This is a genomic window from Delftia sp. K82 (assembly GCF_002193035.1).
GTDB lineage: Bacteria > Pseudomonadota > Gammaproteobacteria > Burkholderiales > Burkholderiaceae_C > Comamonas > Comamonas acidovorans.
This window is the reverse complement of the sequence record NZ_MYFL01000001.1, coordinates 1,483,056-1,500,078: the sequence shown is the minus strand read 5'-3', so window position 1 is coordinate 1,500,078 and position 17,023 is coordinate 1,483,056. Positions and strand designations below refer to the sequence as shown.

Sequence of the window (17,023 nt, the reverse complement as noted above, 5' to 3'; positions counted from 1 at the left end):
CGACGGGGGCGCGGCGGCGGGGTCACATCTTGCAGTCGTTGACGTAGACGTCTTGATATTTATCGAACACCTTGCCCACCAGCTTGTTGGTGATGCGGCCGCTGCCGTCCTTCTCGATCACGCGCTGGTAGTAGGCCTGGATGGGATAGTGGTTCTTGCCGTACGTGAAGGGGCCGCGCACCGAGGCGTAGTCGGCCTTCTCCAGCGCCTTGACAATGGCCTGGCGGTCCGAGGCCTTGCCGCCGGATTGCTTGACCGCCGCATCCATGGCCATGATCACGTCATACGCCTGGGCCGCATAGACCGAGGGGTTGCGGCCCTTGTACTCCTTGCGGAAGGCCTCGACGAAGGCCTTGTTCTGCGGCACGTCCAGGTCATGCGCCCACTGCGCGGTATTGACCATGCCCAGCATGGGCTCGCCCACGGCCTGGATCACGTCCTCGTCGGCCGAGAAGCCCGGGCCGATCAGCTTGACGCTTTGCGACAGCCCCGCGGACACGAACTGCTTGACGAAGTTGATGCCCATGCCGCCCGGCAGGAAGATGTAGACCGCATCGGGCTTGGCCGCGCGGATCTGGGCCAGTTCGGCCGCGTAGTCGATCTGGCCCAGCTTGGTGTAGACCTCCTCGCCGGGCGCGGTCTTGTAGCCGCGCTTGAAGCCGACCAGCGCATCCTTGCCCGCCGGATAGTCGGGCGCCATGATGAACATCTTCTTGAAGCCACGGTCGGCGGCCAGCTTGCCGGCTGCCTCGTGGAAGGCATCGTTCTGGTAGGACGTGCCGAACCAGAACGCATTGCACTGCGCGCCCGCGAACTGGCTGGGGCCGGGGTTGTTGGACAGGTAGGGCACCTTGGCGCCAAACAGCGCCGGGCCCACGGCCAGGGCCACGTTGGAGCCAATGGGGCCGGTGAAGAAATCCACTTTGTCGCGCTGTATGTAGCGCGTGACCAGCTGGCGCGCCTGGTCGGGATTGCCGCCCATGTCGGTCTGCAGGAACTCGGCCGGCTGGCCGCCCAGCTTGCTGCCCAGCTGCTTGATGGCGAGGTTGAAGCCATCACGCGCCTCGGCGCCCAGCGCGGCAAACGGCCCGGAAATATCGTTGGCGATACCGACCTTGATGGTGTCCGCCTGCGCGAGCGCGGGAACAAAGGCAGGGGCCAGGGCCGCTGCGGCCAGGAAGGGGGTGAGGAAACGCATGCTGCTGTGCTCCTTGCGCGGGCCGCGCGGATGGCAATCGGTGGTGAGGCAGTCTTCCGTCACGCTGGACGGGAAACTCTGTAAGGGCTGGAACGGTTGGCGCAGGTCTTAGTTTAGGTTTAAAGTATTTTGCAGAACAAGTCTGGGACTTGTACCAATACCTGCCATACAAACCATTTCGCGCCATCTCCGTTCCAATGCCCGCACTCTACCGTCACTACGACCGCGCCGGACTCGATGTCCAGTACAACGCCCGCGCGACGGTACCCGACATCACCCCCATCATCAAGGCCTATGCCGACGACAGCCGGGCCGCGCGCCAGCGCCTGCCCTGCGCGCTGAACGTGGCCTACGGCGATCATGCCGACGAGCTGCTGGACATTTTCCCGGCAGCAACCGGGGCGGCAGGCGCCCCTGTTCTCTTCTTCATCCACGGCGGGTACTGGCGGCTGCTGTCCAAGGACGACTCCAGCAGCATGGCGCCCACCTTCACGCGCGCCGGCGCCGTGGTGGTGGCACTGAACTACTCGCTGGCGCCCGCCGTCACGCTGGACCGCATCGTGGACCAGACACGCCGCGCACTGGCCTGGGTGCATGCCCACATCGCCCGCTACGGCGGCGACCCGGGCCGCATCCATGTCTGCGGCAGCTCGGCCGGCGGCCACCTGGCGGGCATGCTGCTGGCCGCCGGCTGGCATGCGGACTACGGCGTGCCCGAAGACGTGGTGCGCGGCGCCGCACCGCTGTCGGGCCTGTTCGACCTGCGCCCGCTGGTGCACACCCACATCAACGAATGGATGCGCCTGAGCGAACAGGACGCCATTCGCAACAGCCCCGCTCTCCTGCCGCACGGCGTGGCCTGCCCGCTCATCGTCAGCTACGGCGAGAGCGAGACCGATGAATTCAAGCGCCAGAGCGACGACTACCTGGCCGCCTGGAACCAGCGCCGTGGCCCCGGTCCATCGTCAGGCCAGTACGTGGCCATGCCCGGCACCAACCATTTCGACATCGTGCTCACCCTGAACGACCCGGCCAGCCCGCTGACGCGCGCCATCCTCGCGCAGATGGGCTTGAGCGCCCCCACACCGCAGAACCAGCCATGACCCACGCTCCCGACCTGGAGTCGCGCGCCGCGCCCGACGACCACCATGCGCTGCGCCTGTGGCTGCGCATGCTCACCTGCTGCAACCTCATCGAAGGCGAGATCCGCAACCGCCTGCGCAGCGAATTCGACACCACCCTGCCCCGCTTCGACCTCATGGCCCAGCTGCAGCGCGCGCCCGAGGGCATGAAGATGGGCGAGCTGTCGCGCCACATGATGGTGACCAACGGCAACATCACCGGCATCACCGACCAGCTGGAGAAAGAGGGCCTGGTGGTGCGCACCAAGGTGGAGTCCGACCGGCGCAGCTCCGTGCTGCACCTCACCCCGCTGGGCCGCAAGACCTTTGCGCGCATGGCCAAGGCGCATGAGTCGTGGGTCATGGGCATGTTCGGCGACATGCCGCAGGCCAGCCGCAACGACCTGTACCAGGCGCTGGGCGACCTCAAGCAGCAGGTGGTGACCCACCGCTCGCCCATGGACTGAGCGCGCGCAGACCCAACCCCATTCAGCCCTGCACGCAGTTGCGCCCTGCGGCCTTGGCGCGGTACAGCGCACGGTCGGCCGCTTCCACCAGCGCCACGGCGGCACCTTGGGTGGTGCCTTGTGTAGCGCCTTGGGTCGCGCTTTGTGTCGCGCCTTGGGTGACGCCAGCCTCATCACCCTGCGTCGTGGCCACGCCAATGCTGGCCGTCACATGGCCAAAGCGGCTGATGCGGTGCTCCAGGGCCAGGCCCTCGATGCGCGCGCGCAGCCGCTCGGCCACCTGCTGCGCGCCGGCCTTGTCGGTATTGGGCAGCACCACGGCCAGCTCTTCCCCGCCATAGCGCGCCGCCATGTCGCCGGGCCGTTGCACCGCCTGGGCCAGCGCGCTGCACACGGCCTGCAGGCAGGCATCGCCCGCCACATGGCCGTAGGCATCGTTGTAGCCCTTGAAGTAGTCCAGGTCGATCAGCAGCAGCGACAGCGGCGTGCCCTCGCGCGCAGCGCGACGGGCCTCGCGCTCCAGCACCTCGTCAAAGCGGCGGCGGTTGGCCAGGCCCGTCAACTGGTCCTGGGCGGCCAGCACTTCCAGCCGGCGATTGGCGTCCAGCAATTCCTCGCGCGCGCTGACCAGGGAGCATTCGGCGCGCGAACGCAGCCGCATCGCGGCCGTCAGGCGCCAGCCGATCAACGCAATCGCCAGAAACAGCCCAAGCACCACAGCCAGCGTCAGCAGCGCCTGGCGCCGCCAGGAGCTCAACGCCTCATCGCGGCCCAGGGCCACCGTGGTCACCAGCGGATAGCGCTCGCTGCGCAGGAAGGCATAGATTCTTTCCGTGCCATCCAGGGCCGAGCGGAACGACGCCGTGCCCGACATTGCCCCCACGTAGTGGCGCAGGAAATTGGGCGACTGCGAGAAGTCCCGCCCCAGGTCCTGCTCGCGGAACGGGTGGCGCACCAGCAACTGCCCGCCCGGCGTGCTCAGTGCAATGGCCCCTTTCTCGCCGATATCGATCTTGCCGAACAGCCGCAGGAAATTCTCCACACCCAGCGCCACCACCACCGCGCCTGCAAACTGGCCCTCGGCGTCCGTATAGCGCCGGCTGATGGTGATCACCCATTCGCCCGTGGAACGGCTGCGGATCGGCGGCCCGATGTAGATGCCTGACGATGCGTCGTCACGGTGGTGCGTGAAGTAGTCCCGGCCGGAGCTTTCCGATCCTTCGGGGAACGCCCCCTTGGACGACATCAGCCAATAGCCCTGCGCATCCACGATCAGCAGCTCGTTGAGCTGGTTCAGCAGCTGCTCCTGCCGGTTGACCAGATACAGCACCCGCTCCAGGAGCGCGGGGCTGGTGCCATCCACCTCCAGCCGCTCGGCAATGCCCAGCAGCAGCATGGAGCTTTGGGTGATCACGCCCTCGGCATAGGTGTTCAGTGTCTGGGCCAGGTTGCGGTTGCTGGTATCGACCTCGGCCAGCGTGCGCTGGCGCGCCGCCACCAATTGCCAGACCGTGGCAGCAGAAACCGATACGAACACCACCGCCAGCAACCAGGCCACCAGGCGGGCATCACGCTTCACGGGCCGGCCTCTGCCCCCGCACCAGGCCTTTGTCCACCAATCCCTCTCCATCACATGCACCTGCGCCATCTCGGCAGTCCTGCTGCCGTCCGATCTTGGGTTTTCTGCATCCGGCTCAGCACCTGGGCAGCGTCTTTGCGCGGGCATTTCCGGCCTTGACTCAAGTCAAGCCGGAAAAACCCGCGAACCCGGTATTGTCCCCGGCTTCGGAAAAATCGGCCGGACGGGCAGGGATTGGGGGGTGCTGCCGGCTGGGTAGGCAACGTATTTGCGATAACATTTCGCCGTCCCTCAGCGGACACGGGCTTGGCGGCCCGGACACAGGCGCAGCAGCCGCCCCCTCTTGATGGTGTGCGGCTTTCAGTTTTCCCAGTGCTGCGCTGGACATGGCTTCATTTCAATGCAGCCATGCGAAACATCCATGCACAGGAGCCGCCATTGACCGACACCACCCTCCCCCGCACAGCGCATGCTGGCGCGCCAGTTCTCATTCCTGTCTCAAGGCACCAGCAGGCCGTGCTGGCTCATCGCTGAAAGGGACAGGCATGTACTACCCGATTGCCGAGGAAGAGCTGCAAGTGGTTCAGGATTGCATGCAGCAGATATCGCTGCTTGTGGACCTGGGCTGCGGGATTTCTGCCGTGCAGACCACGGTCGGGACTGAAGCGTTGTTGAGCTTCTTGATTGCACAGCGGGAGGCGCTGCAGGGGGCTGTTGAGGCGGTGCAGGCCCGGGAGGTCATGAAGGGGGCCTGCGGGTTAGGCCGGGCCGCTTGAAGGACCGGAGCGCGTTCAGCCCAGTGCAGACATCCGCACGCCGACTGATGCGCCTGAAACCCCTCAATCCTTGAGCAAGCGCGCCTTCACCGTTCGCCCCTTGATCTTCCCGCTATTGAGCCGGGCAACCACGTCATGCGCAATCTTGCGGTCCACGGCCACATAGGTTGCGAACTCGTTGATGTCGATCTTGCCCACTTGCTCGCGGGTGTAGCCCAGGTCTGCGGTGAGCGCGCCCAGCACGTCGCCCGGGCGGATCTTGTCCTTGCGGCTGGCATTGATGTGGATGGTGGCCTTGGATGGCAGGAGCCGGCCCCCGGGAGCCGGTGTCAGCTCGTCCAGCGGGTACCAGACGGATGGGCTGCCCTGCATCTGCTCGATGTTTCCGACCGCGCCCATTTCGTCCATCGTCGCGAGACTCAGGGCCAAACCTTTCTGGCCGGCGCGGCCTGTGCGGCCGATGCGGTGCACGTGCACTTCAGGGTCGGGTGTGATGTCCACGTTGATGACGGCGCCCAGATTGGTCACATCCAGCCCGCGAGCCGCCACATCGGTGGCGACCAGCACGGAGCAACTGCCGTTCACGAAGCGCACCAGCACCTGGTCACGATCACGCTGCTCCAGATCGCCGTGCAACTCCAGCGCGCTGTAGCCCTGGGCCTGCAGCAGCTCGGCAAGGGCCCGGCAGCGTGCCTTGGTATTGCAGAAGGCCAGCGTGCTCTCGGGCCGGAAATGCTCCAGCAGGCGAGCCACCGAAGGCAAGCGCTCTTCCTTGTCCACCTCGTACCAGCGCTGCTCGATCTGCTCGCCGCTGTGCTGTGCGGCGACCTTGACCGTGACCGGGTCACGCATGAAGCGTGCGGCCAGCTTGGCGATGCCTTCAGGGTAGGTGGCGGAGAACAGCAAGGTCTGGCGCTGCGGGGGGCACTGCTTGGCGACTTTGGCGATGTCATCGACGAAACCCATGTCGAGCATGCGATCCGCTTCGTCGAGCACCAAGGTGTTCAGTGAATCAAGGTTCAGATTGCCCCGGTCCAGGTGATCGATCACACGGCCGGGCGTGCCCACGATCACGTGCGCGCCGTTCTCAAGGCTCGCGTTCTGGCCGCGCAGCGGAACGCCGCCGGACAAGGTCACCACCTTGACGTTGTCTTCCGCACGCGCCAGGCGGCGAATCTCGGTCGTCACCTGATCGGCCAGCTCGCGGGTGGGGCAGAGCACCAGGCCTTGTACCGAGAAATTGCGCGTATCCAGCTTGGCCAGCAGCGCCAGGGCAAAGGCTGCGGTCTTGCCGCTGCCGGTCTTGGCCTGAGCGATCACATCCTTGCCTTCAAGCGCAGGGGGCAGGCTGGCGAGCTGGATCGCCGTCATTTCAAGGTAGCCGAGCCGCTCAAGATTGGCGAGCGTTGCCGGCGAAAGCGCAAGTTTGTCGAAGGAATGGGGGGAAGCCGAGGGAGGAGTCATGGGGGGCATTTTAAAGTTGGCGATTCCAAGACCGAAGCGCACACGCTGGTCACTGAAAAAGAACAGGAGGCATGCTGGCCAATTGCCAGCATGTGCGAGAGGACGGCCAGCGGGGGGGGTGAAGCCATGGATGGCAAAAGACGCGTCAACCGGCGACGGCCCCGGGCGAGACCCATGCGTCTTGGCCCAACGCTGTGTTTCTGCATGCCGCCCCTGCAACGCATAACATCTTGACACGCTTTAGGGCTGCAAAGTGTCCGCTCACATCCGAAAACCTTGGAACACTCTGCGCCACGCGCCGAGGAGCGGGGCAGTCCGTCACCCCGCCCCGGCCGCCGCCTGAAAGCCCCGCAATGCACCCCACACCACAGGCTGCAGCCTCCACGTTGCAGCCGCCCGACCGCGCGCCCGCGAACTCCTTGCCTGCCTGCGCAGAGCCCGGCCACCTCGGCCACGGACCGAAGAGCTCCCTGATCCCTCCCGCCATGGCCGCCTCCCTGGCGGCCGCGCTGCTGGTGGCCTGCGGAGGCGGTGGGGGCGATACGGCACCCGGTACCGGAAATGGAGGCAACGGCGGCACGGGCACCGGCCCTGGTGGCGGAACCGGTCCCGGTACGGGCACCACGGCCACCCCCGCCAGCGACGAGGAAGCCGCGCGTTTCCTGCTGCAGGCGCAGTTCTCGGCCACCGACGAGGAGATCGCAGCGCTGCGCGCCAAGGGCTACGGTCCCTGGCTGGCCGAGCAGTTCGCGCTGCCCGTGGACACCACGGGCACGGCCTGGCTGATGCAGCGCGGCTACGGCGTGGCAGAGGCCGGCACACGCTACGACAACGTTTCGTATCCCTCCGACTTCATGCTCTGGAGCCAGCTTTTCACGGAGCGCGACGCGGTGCGCAAGCGCGTGGCATTGGCGCTGTCGGAGATCATGGTGGTCTCCACCACCGGGCTGGAGCAGCCGTGGAGCATCTTCCTGGCCTCCGGCTACTGGGATCTGCTGAACCAGCACGCCTTCGGCAACTTCCGCACGCTGCTGGAGGCCGTCACGCTCAGCCCGGCCATGGGCATCTACCTGAGCACGCGCGGCAACCAGAAGGAAGACGCCCGCAGCGGCCGCCAGCCCGACGAGAACTACGCCCGCGAGGTGATGCAGCTGTTCACCATCGGCCTCTACCGCCTCAACCCCGACGGCACCGAGCAGCGCGACGGCAGCGGCAACCGCATCGACACCTATTCGGCAGCCGATGTGAGCAATCTGGCGCGCGTCTTCACCGGCTACGACTACGACACCAGCAAGAACCAGCCCACCAACCTGAGCGGCAGCACGGTGACGGGGCTGCAGCAGGCGCTGCTGCCCATGGCCTTCAACGCCGCGCGCCATTCCACGCTGGCCGCCACTTTCCTGGGCACCACCGTGGCTGCGGGCACGTCAGGGCCAGCGGCGCTGAAGGCGGCGCTGGACACGCTGTTCAACCACCCCAATGTCGGGCCCTTCATCGGGCGCCAGCTGATCCAGCGCCTGGTCACCAGCAACCCCAGCCCCGCCTATGTGGGGCGCGTGGCCGCCGCCTTCGCCGACAACGGCAGCGGCACGCGGGGCGACCTGCGCGCCGTGATCGCCACCGTGCTGCTGGACCCGGAGGCGCGCGGCGCGGCAGGGCTTGCCAGCCCCCAGTACGGCCGCCTGCGCGAGCCCATGGTGCGCTTCGTGCAATGGGGCCGCACCTTCGGGCTGCGGTCGGCACGCGGCACCTGGAAGATCGACAACCTGAGCGACCCGGCCACCCGCCTTGGCCAGAGCCCGCTGCGCTCGGGCTCGGTGTTCAACTTCTTCCGCCCGGGCTACGTGCCGCCCTCCACGCCCCTGGCCACGACGGGCCAGGTGGCGCCGGAGTTCCAGATCGTCACTGAAACCAGCGTGAGCGGCTACCTGAACTTCATGCAGAACGTGATCCGCTTCGGCTACTACGTGAACGCGCCTGACCTGCCCCAGGGCGGCAGCAGCGCAGCCAACGGCTTCGACATCACCTGCAGCTACGCCAACCTGCTGCCCCTGGTGGCCGACGCCGCCGCGCTGGTGCGCAAGGTGGCGCTGCTGCTGTCGGCAGGGCAGGTATCGGCCGCCACACAGGCGCGCATCGTGGCAGCGCTCAATGCCACGCCGGTGACGGTCACCAGCAACACCGCCACCCAGCTCAACCGCGTGGCAGCCGCCGTGCTGCTGGTGATGGCCAGCCCCGAGTATCTGGTGCAGAAGTGACCGAACAGGTGACCGAACGTCTGCAAAGCAAAGCGATATCGCCATGAATTTCATCGACCCCGCCCGCCACACGCGCCGCGCATTCCTGCGCCGCAGCACGCAACTGGCCGCCGCCGGCACCGCCCTGCCCTTCGCCCTGAACCTCGCCGCGCTGGGCGAGGCCGCCGCCTTCGAGGCGAACGACTACAAGGCGCTGGTCTGCGTCTTCCTCTACGGCGGCTGCGACTACGCCAACACCGTCGTGCCCTACGACAGCACCCGCTACGGGCAGTACTCCGCCATCCGCGGCGGCAACAGCGATGGCACGGCCGGTGGCATTGCCCTGGCCCGCGCCGCGCTGGGCAATACGCTGCTGCAGCCGCGCACGGCGCTGGCCGGTGGCATGCAGTACGCGCTGCACCCGTCCATGACGGGCCTGGCCGGCCTCTTCAACGCGGGCCGCGCGGCGGTGCAGCTGAACGTCGGCCCGCTGCTGGTGCCGCTCACGCGGGCCCAATATGCCACCGGCGACCGGCGCAGCTACCCGCTGCCGCCCAAGCTTTTCTCGCACAACGACCAGCAGTCGGTCTGGCAGTCGCAGGGCGCCGAAGGCTCCACCGTGGGCTGGGGCGGCAACCTGGGCGACCTGGCGCTGTCGTCCAACGCCACGTCGCTCTTCACCTGTATCTCGGCCACAGGCAACGCCGTGTTTCTCTCGGGCGACCAGGCGTTGCAGTACCAGATCAGCCCGGGCGGCGCCGTGCCCATCAACGCCGTCAAGGGCGCCAACGTCTATGGATCGACCGCCGTGCGCGGCCTGCTGAGCGAGCTGGTGCAGACGGCCGGCAGCCACGCAATGGAGGCCGAGTACGCCCGCGTCACGCAGCGCTCCATCAGTGCCGAGGGGCAGATCTCTTCGGCCCTCTCCAGCGGCAGCCTGTCCACCGCCTTCCCTGCCAGCAACCCGCTGGCCGACCAGCTCAAGGTGGTGGCCCGGCTCATAGCCGGACGCAACGCGCTGGGCACGCGCCGGCAGGTGTTCTTCGTCTCGCTGGGCGGGTTCGACCTGCACGACAACCTGATCGCCAACCAGCCGCAGCTGCTCGACAAGGTAAGCAGCGCCATGACGGCCTTCTACAACGCCACGGCCGAGCTCGGCGTGGCCGACAAGGTCACGGCCTTCACCGCGTCGGACTTCGGCCGCACGCTGACTTCCAACGGCGACGGCTCTGACCATGGCTGGGGCAGCCACCACTTCGTGGTGGGCGGTGCGGTGCGTGGCGCGTCCTTCTATGGCGCGCCACCGCCCATCAGCGTGGGCAACGGCAGCGGCAGCGAAGACCAGTGGCATGTCGGCCAGGGGCGCCTGTTGCCCAGCACCGCCGTGGACCAGTACGCCGCCACCCTGGCGCGCTGGTTCGGCGTGGCCAATACCGAGCTGGCGGGGGTGCTGCCGCACATCGGCAACTTCGGCGGCTCGGCGTATCCCATCGATCTGGGGTTCATGGGCTGAAGCCTTGCTTTTGCGATCGAGGGCTTTGTGGTCAAGGCACGAATGATCAGCCGGGGCCGTCGCTCGCTGCGGCGAGAAGCGGCACCAGGACATCACCAATCGGTGTCGGAACTCCGCGCGCCCGGCCTCGGCGCGCGATGACACCGTTGCGGATATCCCATTCGAGCGGCCGGCCTGCTTCGCGATCCGCCAGTATGGACGTGCCCAGGTCGGCCGGAAATGCCTGGAACTTGTCGAGGATCGCCTGAGGGACCTCATCGCCCAGTTCAGCACCTTCGGCGCGTGCGACGGCCAGGCACTCCCTCAAATAGTCCAGAGTGAGCTTCGAAATGTCGTGCCGGCCGAACATGCCTGAGCGGCGATGCGTGAGTGCCATGAGCCCGGCCGCTGCGTTCTGCAGCAGCTTTTGCCACGCCAGGGATTTGAAATTCGAAACCAGGTCTACCGAACATCGGGTGCCTTGCAGTGCCTGCGCAACCACTAGGGCAGCGGCCTCGTCAGGCAGGCTGATCCGGGCGTCGCTGCGCAGGAGCACCGACCCGTCGGGTTGCGCCTGTGCAGGGAACCACACGACTGCGGGAACGATTCGCCCCTGCGGGCACAGCGGGGTGACACTCTCCACCTGCTCAACCCCGTTTTGCAGGACACATACCACGGTTTGCGGACCGCTCAACGCCGCCAGCCAATGCGCAACCGCAGCAGTTTGAGTCGCCTTGACCGCGAGAAAAACGAGGTCCGCCGGACCTTCGACCTGGGCCGGATCCGTTCTGACCGGGCCGGGAACCACGATGCGAAGACCGCTGCCGTGCAGCGTCAGGCTGTCGCGCGGCGTACGACCGCACAGCAACGGCGTGCGACCGACTTCATGCAGCGCAGCAGCAACCGTTGTCCCGATTGCCCCGGGCCCCAGCACCGCGATGCGTGGATGGGTTGGTTGATTCACTGAAACGAGCTCCTTGACTTTGGTGCGCAGCGGCAACTCGGGCACCATTGAAAGCGGTGATTATGATGTTCTGCGAAGTGGAGGGGCAAGTCGACGGGCCTTGCCTTTTGGAATGCAATATGAGTTGACATATATTGCAGTATTCCTCAACGACTGGCGCATATCCGGCTTTGTGATTCCGTGCCTTTGGGAAAATTGCTCCACTTCCGTCGTGTCAAAACGGGTTGTCTGGATAAAATCCAGGGCCTCGGCGCTGGTATTCAAAAACCTCGCCATGGGACGAATACCCAAAAGCCATTTCAGCAATCGCAGCGGAATATGATGCCCGGGCGCCTTCAGACCAAGAGGTTGTGCCACCTGCTTCAGGAGCTCCTGCAAGCCGGGGCTCTGGGCATCGAGGGCCAGCAGTTCCTGGCCCACCATGGAAGGATCAAAGGCGCAAGCCGCCACCAACTCGACCAGATAATCCACAGTGACCAGTGGCAACCAGTGCGCGGCAGTACCGGGTACTGCAGCCAGCTTTCCCTGCACCAGATTGCGTATCAGATCCACCAGCGGCTGGCCATCCGCGATATGCCCCGTGCGGCTATGACCGCAAACCGTGGCGGGGTGTACAACGGTCATCTCTCCACCCTTGGCATTCATGAAGTTGAGGGTCGCGAAATGCGCCTCCAGTTTGCTCGCCTCGTAAGCACCGACTTGGCGATAGATGGCAGGCCAATCCGTCAGCTCCGGATGGCCGGGATCAATCCCTATGCGTTGCAGATGTTCATTGTTTTTCAGCATGTAGCCACCGATCATCACCAACCGGCTCTCTTGCTCGGCCGCCAACTGCGCCACACGCCTTGCCCCTTCCACATTCACTGCACGTGCCTGCTCCATCGAAAGGCCCCAGGCGAAGTGGGCTCCCAGATGGAATACGACCTTGGCCTGCCGCAGGACCTCTCTATCCGCAAGGCTCAGACCAAGGTTTTCTTGCTCCAGATCGCCGGCTACGGCAAAGACGCGGGCTGCAACGCCACCCAAACCATCGACCTGCTGGCGCAGTTCAGCGAGGCGCTCCGGGCGACGCATCAGCACCCGAATGGTGTGACCTTTCGCGCTCAGGTACGACAGCAAATGCTGACCGATGAAGCCCGTCCCTCCCGTAACAAAGCACTCCACGCTCATTTTTCTGCTCCTTGGCACGATGAAAAAACCAAGTGTAGACTGTCGACTCAACTCTACAGTCAAGCGATTTTTTCCATGAATATCGGGGAACTTGAGGTCCGCAGCGGCGCCACGCGCCATACTTTGCGCTATTACGAGAAAATCGGTCTTATTTCACCCTTGCGGCGAACCAACAATTATCGCGTTTACACACCGCAAACCCTGCAAGACCTGGACTTTATCCAGCGGGCACAAAGCATGGGATTTTCTCTTGGGGAAATAGGCGAAATTCTGAATGCTCAGAGAAACAAGTCAATAGATTGCGCCGGGGGTGCAAGACTGATTGAAAAGAAGATGGCGGAAATCAAAAAGAAAATCACTGACCTCAAAAGCATTTATCGGTATTTGGATGCGGAGCGCGCAAACCTTGAAGCCAGTGCGGCCAGGCAACTTGAGCTTCAGCGACTCAATGGCTCTTCCAATTAATTGAACAGGAATTGGAGAATGGATGTCACCACCTTGCTGGTGCCGCTGTATGCGGTGAGCCAACTGACGCGCCGGCTGATTTCGGTCGGAATGGCCTTTGTGGACATCGGCTATCGGCATGTCCTGGCACTGTCCACAACCTGCCAGTGCCGCCTCGTTCTGTAGGTCACCTTCTGGTCCAAATACGCATCACCCACGTCGTGCGAATTCCACCGGTTGATGCGAAGGAAGAATCCCATGATGAATCCTCGAAATCTTGTCGGACGTAATGGGTTGCGGATGTGTGCTGCGGCCGCACTGTTCACCGTGTCGTCCATTCTTGCTGTGGTGGCGGCTGCCGAGGATGCTCGGACCCGGCGGTTGACACTTTGGGAGGCGGTTGATGCACTTGCCGCGCAAGTGCCATTCAGCCAGCGAAATATCGAGGCAACCCTTTCCCTTCCACTTCGTGAACGTGACGTGCCGGGCAACCCGCTGTCGAATTTTTTCGAGGGTGCAGGGCTTCGCCTTCGTGACAGCCAGCTGGTTTTGAACGTGGATTTGCGAGTGAGGAAAGACGATCCGCGGTTTGCCGTGTTGGTTCTGGACATCGCAGGCGGCTGCGTCAGGATTGCCGACGTGCGTGCTCGTTACGGAACGTTAGAAATTACCGGCTCCCCTCGTGGGCATTCACTGGAAGAGTCGACTTGGTTTTCGTCGGCTCAGCGATGGGGCGAGCTTTCGTTTGGCTTCAAGGAACGCAATCCCGACTGCCTGGCGCAGATAGTGCTTAAAGCGACAAAGCCCGCCTGAGGACGCATGCCGAACGTAGCAAGGCAGCCAAGACCAATCACTCTCCCGCACGGCAGAACCTAGCTCGATGACAAGAACCAGACCCCGAAAAATCCCGCTGGCCACCCTCGAAGAGGCAGCGCGGCTCGCAACCCGAACTGCGCTTGAGCCATTCATGCGCATTCCCGACGGTGTCGAGCTGACGTTGGGAACGTTCTGGGAGGAAGATGAGGTTGTTTTCGAGCTGTACATCGCGAAGGACCAACCCAGGGACGCGGTGGTGCTCACGCAGGCTCGTGTGAATCAGTATGACGGGCAGGTGCGGTCCGTCCGCGTTTTTGAGGAAGCAATGGCAATCATGGCGGCGAAGCGGAAGGCAAAGACTTAAGTCGCCCAGCAGCAGTCGCACCGTGCCATGCCCACAACGCACGTCCTTGAAGATGACGCTGCAATCTGAAAAGGATTCGCGTAACTCACCCTTCCCACTCGGATGCGCAGGCCACCTTGCCGGTCGGTGAATTTCGCAGACGGTTCAGGAAATCCAACTGGCTTCTGGCCGTTTGACTCCCCTTTGCGACGGCTTGCCGCAGCCAGTGAACTGCTTCGCAGCGATTCGCTTTCACCGCGGTACCGTACAAGGTTGGGCCTGCCAGAAGAACCCATGCCAGCGTTTCCTGCGCTTGTGCCTCGCCATCACGGGCCGCCTGGCGCAGCAACGCGAGCATGGGGGCGTAGTCACGTGCCGTCTGGGCTTCCAAGGCCAGTTGATATCGCTGTTCGGCGGTGGTTGCCATGTCGAAGGGCAATGGTGTCGCCTGCGCCAGCGCGCCAGCCAGAGTCGCCGCGATGAACAAGCCATTCCCTGCATGTCGTGCCAGTGCAGCCATCAGACGGAATTTGAATCGCATTTTTGTCTCCACTTGAACTGAGTGCAGCCATCGTCGTAGCAATCCCGATTACTGAAAATGCGGAATTTTCGAAGGCGCCCTCAGGACCACCCAGAGGCTGATTCAAGCTGACGTATCGACACAGTAAAGAACCTGCACAGGATGGACCTCACCGGGTTTTGAGGAGGCTTTAACTCTCAAGAACAAGCGCCCCACACCAGACACCCCCTTGATCAATCTACCCCCTGGTGGCGCATGATCACCCTGGCGGCCGCGCTGCCCTGCACTCGCCGGTACGCAAGACACAACCACCCCACGGAGCCAAACATGACCAAGTCCCTCTTCATCAGCCTCCCCGTGACCGACCTCGGCGCCTCCACCGCCTTCTACAAGGCGCTGGGCTTCAGCCAGAACCCGCAGTTCAGCAGTGAGGATGGTTCCGCCATGGTCTGGAGCGAGGCGATCCAGGTCATGCTGGTCACGCATGCCAAGTGGCGCACCTTCACCCAGCGCCCGTTGCCGCCGGCCGGCTCCTGCGGGTTGATGCTGTCCCTGGCCCTTGAGAGCCGCGCCGCCGTCGATGCGATGAACGAGGCCGCTGCGGCCCATGGCGGGCAGGCCGACGTGAATCCGATGGAGGACCACGGCTTCATGTACACACGCGATCTGGCCGATCCTGATGGACACATGTGGGCGGCACTGTGGATGGACCCGGCGGCCATGCCTGCATCCGCTGGGTGAGCGAGGCTGAACGCGGCTGGACGCAACTTCAGGCCTGCCGCGCAGATAGCCCGGAATTCGGCGGTGCATTCTGCGGTGCGGCGGTGATGCGCGGATACTGTCCCGTCCCCCACTGCGGAGCAAAGCATGCGATTGCCGAAGTCTGGACTCATTCCCTGGTTGCTCATGGTTGCAACCCCTGTGTTGGCGCAGATCAATGCGGGAACGCTGCCTGCCACTGCATCGCCTCCGTTCAAGGTCACCAAGGTCGCGCAATTCGATCTGCCCTGGCGCATGGCCTTCCTGCCAGACGGGCGCATGCTGGTCACCGAGAAGGTTGGCAAGCTGTTTCTCGCGGCCCAGGACGGGCAAAAGCTCGAAGTCACCGGCGTGCCGCCCGTGCTGCATGAAAACCAGAACGGCCTGCTCGGTGTCTACCTGGCCCCTTCGTACGCGAGCGACGGGGCCATCTACCTGACCTATTCGGAGCCCGGAGAGATCCGCGGCACGTCGAGCCTGGCGCTCGCGCGCGCCACGCTCAGGATCGGTGCCGGCACCGCTGCGCTGGAAGACCTCAAGGTCATCTGGCGCGACCCGGTCAAGGGCAAGGGCGGGCAGGTGGGTGCCGCCGTGGCTTTTTCGCCGGACCAGAAGTTTCTGTTCCTCACGGCCGGGGACCGCCAGCGCTTCACGCCTGCCCAGGACCCGAATCAGCCGGCCGGCAAGATCCTGCGGCTGACCTTGGACGGCAAGCCCGCGCCCGGCAATCCGATGCAGGGGCAGACCGGCGCAACGTCGGTTCCTGTGATCGATCCGCCCAAGGACACCGAAGCCGCCAAGACCGCGCCGGTGTTGCGCACGTTTGTCTTTGACGGTCCGAATCTGACGCCGTCCGAGACCTGGTCCACGGGGCATCGCACGCCCTACGGCCTGGCGTTCGCGCCGGATGGGCGTCTTTGGGAGCTTGAGCATGGGCCGCGCGGCGGCGATGAGCTCAATCTGATCGAGCCGGGCAAGAACTATGGCTGGCCGCTGGTTTCCTATGCGGTGAACTACAACGGCGTGCCCATTGCCAGCCCGGATACGCGAACGGACCTCACCAAGCCCGTGATCTACTGGACACCTGTCTTCGCGCCGGGCAGCCTGATGTTCTACAGCGGCGAGATGTTTCCGCAGTGGAAGGGCTCAGCGTTTGCGTCCGGCCTGCTGACCCGCGCCCTGCACCGGATCGAGGTGAACGGCGCGAGCGCCACGCCTGCCGAGCACTGGACGGTAGGCTTTCGCGTCCGCGACGTGGCGCAGGCCCCGGATGGTGCGCTGTGGCTGATCGAGGACGACCGCAAGGGCGGTCTGTATCGGCTCACACCGAAGTAGGCAGCTGGGGGATGGTTGCCGCGCTGGGCACGGCCTGCGGGCGCCCGGTGCTGGCAGCGCCACCTGCCATCAAAGGCTCAGGTCCATGCCCAGCATGGTGGCCAGGCCGAAGGTGAAGAGCAGCACGCACAGCAGCAGCAGCGTGAAGACGGCAACGATCTTGCCACTGGCAACGAGCAGCTCGCGCCTGCTCGCCCCCTTCTTCTTGCCCTGGTCGTAATGCCACTTGATGGCGAAGAACATGGCCGTGCCGAACACGAGCACCTTGAAGGTGACGAAGACTATGGGGACCCAATCGATCATTTTGAGAGCTTCCAGCCAATGACTTGGCACTGTCC

At 64.6% G+C, this 17,023-nt stretch carries 18 protein-coding genes; 11 read left to right on the top strand and 7 right to left on the bottom strand.

Annotated features, from left to right (window positions below):
* Nucleotides 1–22 precede the first annotated feature (22 nt).
* Entirely contained in the window at nucleotides 23–1,198 is a 1,176-nt protein-coding gene (locus KDK82_RS06445) for an ABC transporter substrate-binding protein (RefSeq protein WP_088165443.1), read from the bottom strand.
* 197 nt (nucleotides 1,199–1,395) lie between these two features.
* Between KDK82_RS06445 and KDK82_RS06440 the strand changes: the two genes are divergently transcribed.
* Both KDK82_RS06440 and KDK82_RS06435 read left to right on the top strand, forming a co-directional pair.
* The gene (locus KDK82_RS06440) at nucleotides 1,396–2,301 is read left to right on the top strand and encodes an alpha/beta hydrolase (RefSeq protein ID WP_088164309.1); all 906 of its coding nucleotides are present in this window, start codon (nucleotides 1,396–1,398) and stop codon (nucleotides 2,299–2,301) included.
* Entirely contained in the window at nucleotides 2,298–2,786 is a 489-nt protein-coding gene (locus KDK82_RS06435) for a MarR family winged helix-turn-helix transcriptional regulator (RefSeq protein ID WP_088164308.1), read from the top strand. The genes KDK82_RS06440 and KDK82_RS06435 overlap by 4 nt, the downstream gene beginning before the upstream one ends.
* A 22-nt stretch (nucleotides 2,787–2,808) precedes the next feature.
* On the opposite strand, the gene KDK82_RS06430 is transcribed toward KDK82_RS06435, so the two are convergent.
* Nucleotides 2,809–4,434: a sensor domain-containing diguanylate cyclase gene (locus KDK82_RS06430; RefSeq protein WP_088164307.1), complete on the bottom strand. Its 1,626-nt coding sequence runs from the start codon at nucleotides 4,432–4,434 to the stop codon at nucleotides 2,809–2,811.
* 476 nt (nucleotides 4,435–4,910) lie between these two features.
* On the opposite strand from KDK82_RS06430, the gene KDK82_RS06425 reads away from it, so the two are divergent.
* Nucleotides 4,911–5,141 carry a hypothetical protein gene (locus KDK82_RS06425; RefSeq protein WP_088164306.1) on the top strand — a complete coding sequence of 77 codons (231 nt, stop codon included), beginning with the start codon at nucleotides 4,911–4,913 and terminating at the stop codon, nucleotides 5,139–5,141.
* A gap of 63 nt (nucleotides 5,142–5,204) precedes the next feature.
* On the opposite strand, the gene dbpA is transcribed toward KDK82_RS06425, so the two are convergent.
* The gene (gene dbpA, locus KDK82_RS06420) at nucleotides 5,205–6,605 is read right to left on the bottom strand and encodes an ATP-dependent RNA helicase DbpA (protein WP_013801782.1); all 1,401 of its coding nucleotides are present in this window, start codon (nucleotides 6,603–6,605) and stop codon (nucleotides 5,205–5,207) included.
* Between the two features lie 353 nt (nucleotides 6,606–6,958).
* Here dbpA and KDK82_RS06415 point away from each other — a divergent pair, with 353 nt between their 5' ends.
* Together KDK82_RS06415 and KDK82_RS06410 are read left to right on the top strand one after the other, a co-directional pair.
* A complete protein-coding gene (locus KDK82_RS06415) occupies nucleotides 6,959–8,863 on the top strand; it encodes a DUF1800 family protein (protein ID WP_088164305.1) in 1,905 nt (634 codons plus the stop codon).
* Nucleotides 8,864–8,906: 43 nt separating this feature from the next.
* Nucleotides 8,907–10,355, top strand: a complete 1,449-nt coding sequence (locus tag KDK82_RS06410) for a DUF1501 domain-containing protein (protein ID WP_063325694.1) — start codon at nucleotides 8,907–8,909, stop codon at nucleotides 10,353–10,355.
* A gap of 46 nt (nucleotides 10,356–10,401) precedes the next feature.
* On the opposite strand, the gene KDK82_RS06405 is transcribed toward KDK82_RS06410, so the two are convergent.
* Together KDK82_RS06405 and KDK82_RS06400 are read right to left on the bottom strand one after the other, a co-directional pair.
* On the bottom strand, nucleotides 10,402–11,346 hold the full coding sequence (locus KDK82_RS06405; RefSeq protein WP_256974400.1) for an oxidoreductase: 945 nt from the start codon (nucleotides 11,344–11,346) through the stop codon (nucleotides 10,402–10,404).
* Nucleotides 11,347–11,358: 12 nt separating this feature from the next.
* Complete coding sequence (locus tag KDK82_RS06400) at nucleotides 11,359–12,468, bottom strand: SDR family oxidoreductase (protein ID WP_088164304.1); 1,110 nt, start codon at nucleotides 12,466–12,468, stop codon at nucleotides 11,359–11,361.
* Nucleotides 12,469–12,543: 75 nt separating this feature from the next.
* On the opposite strand from KDK82_RS06400, the gene KDK82_RS06395 reads away from it, so the two are divergent.
* The 4 genes from KDK82_RS06395 (at nucleotide 12,544) to KDK82_RS06390 (ending at nucleotide 14,092) form a co-directional block, all read left to right on the top strand.
* Nucleotides 12,544–12,933, top strand: coding sequence for a MerR family transcriptional regulator (locus KDK82_RS06395; protein WP_071956285.1), 390 nt, complete (start codon nucleotides 12,544–12,546; stop codon nucleotides 12,931–12,933).
* Nucleotides 12,934–12,951: 18 nt separating this feature from the next.
* Entirely contained in the window at nucleotides 12,952–13,098 is a 147-nt protein-coding gene (locus tag KDK82_RS32635; RefSeq protein WP_179217861.1) for a hypothetical protein, read from the top strand.
* A gap of 72 nt (nucleotides 13,099–13,170) precedes the next feature.
* Entirely contained in the window at nucleotides 13,171–13,725 is a 555-nt protein-coding gene (locus KDK82_RS31770) for a hypothetical protein (protein ID WP_143343397.1), read from the top strand.
* Nucleotides 13,726–13,879: 154 nt separating this feature from the next.
* Nucleotides 13,880–14,092, top strand: a complete 213-nt coding sequence (locus tag KDK82_RS06390) for a hypothetical protein (protein ID WP_051940928.1) — start codon at nucleotides 13,880–13,882, stop codon at nucleotides 14,090–14,092.
* Between the two features lie 85 nt (nucleotides 14,093–14,177).
* On the opposite strand, the gene KDK82_RS06385 is transcribed toward KDK82_RS06390, so the two are convergent.
* Nucleotides 14,178–14,612 carry a hypothetical protein gene (locus KDK82_RS06385; protein ID WP_065347522.1) on the bottom strand — a complete coding sequence of 145 codons (435 nt, stop codon included), beginning with the start codon at nucleotides 14,610–14,612 and terminating at the stop codon, nucleotides 14,178–14,180.
* Between the two features lie 306 nt (nucleotides 14,613–14,918).
* Here KDK82_RS06385 and KDK82_RS06380 point away from each other — a divergent pair, with 306 nt between their 5' ends.
* Both KDK82_RS06380 and KDK82_RS06375 read left to right on the top strand, forming a co-directional pair.
* The gene (locus KDK82_RS06380) at nucleotides 14,919–15,332 is read left to right on the top strand and encodes a VOC family protein (protein ID WP_034395560.1); all 414 of its coding nucleotides are present in this window, start codon (nucleotides 14,919–14,921) and stop codon (nucleotides 15,330–15,332) included.
* Nucleotides 15,333–15,458: 126 nt separating this feature from the next.
* A complete protein-coding gene (locus tag KDK82_RS06375; RefSeq protein WP_088164303.1) occupies nucleotides 15,459–16,685 on the top strand; it encodes a PQQ-dependent sugar dehydrogenase in 1,227 nt (408 codons plus the stop codon).
* A gap of 69 nt (nucleotides 16,686–16,754) precedes the next feature.
* Here KDK82_RS06375 and KDK82_RS06370 read toward each other — a convergent pair whose 3' ends face one another.
* A complete protein-coding gene (locus tag KDK82_RS06370) occupies nucleotides 16,755–16,988 on the bottom strand; it encodes a hypothetical protein (protein WP_034395554.1) in 234 nt (77 codons plus the stop codon).
* Between the last annotated feature and the right edge of the window lie 35 nt (nucleotides 16,989–17,023).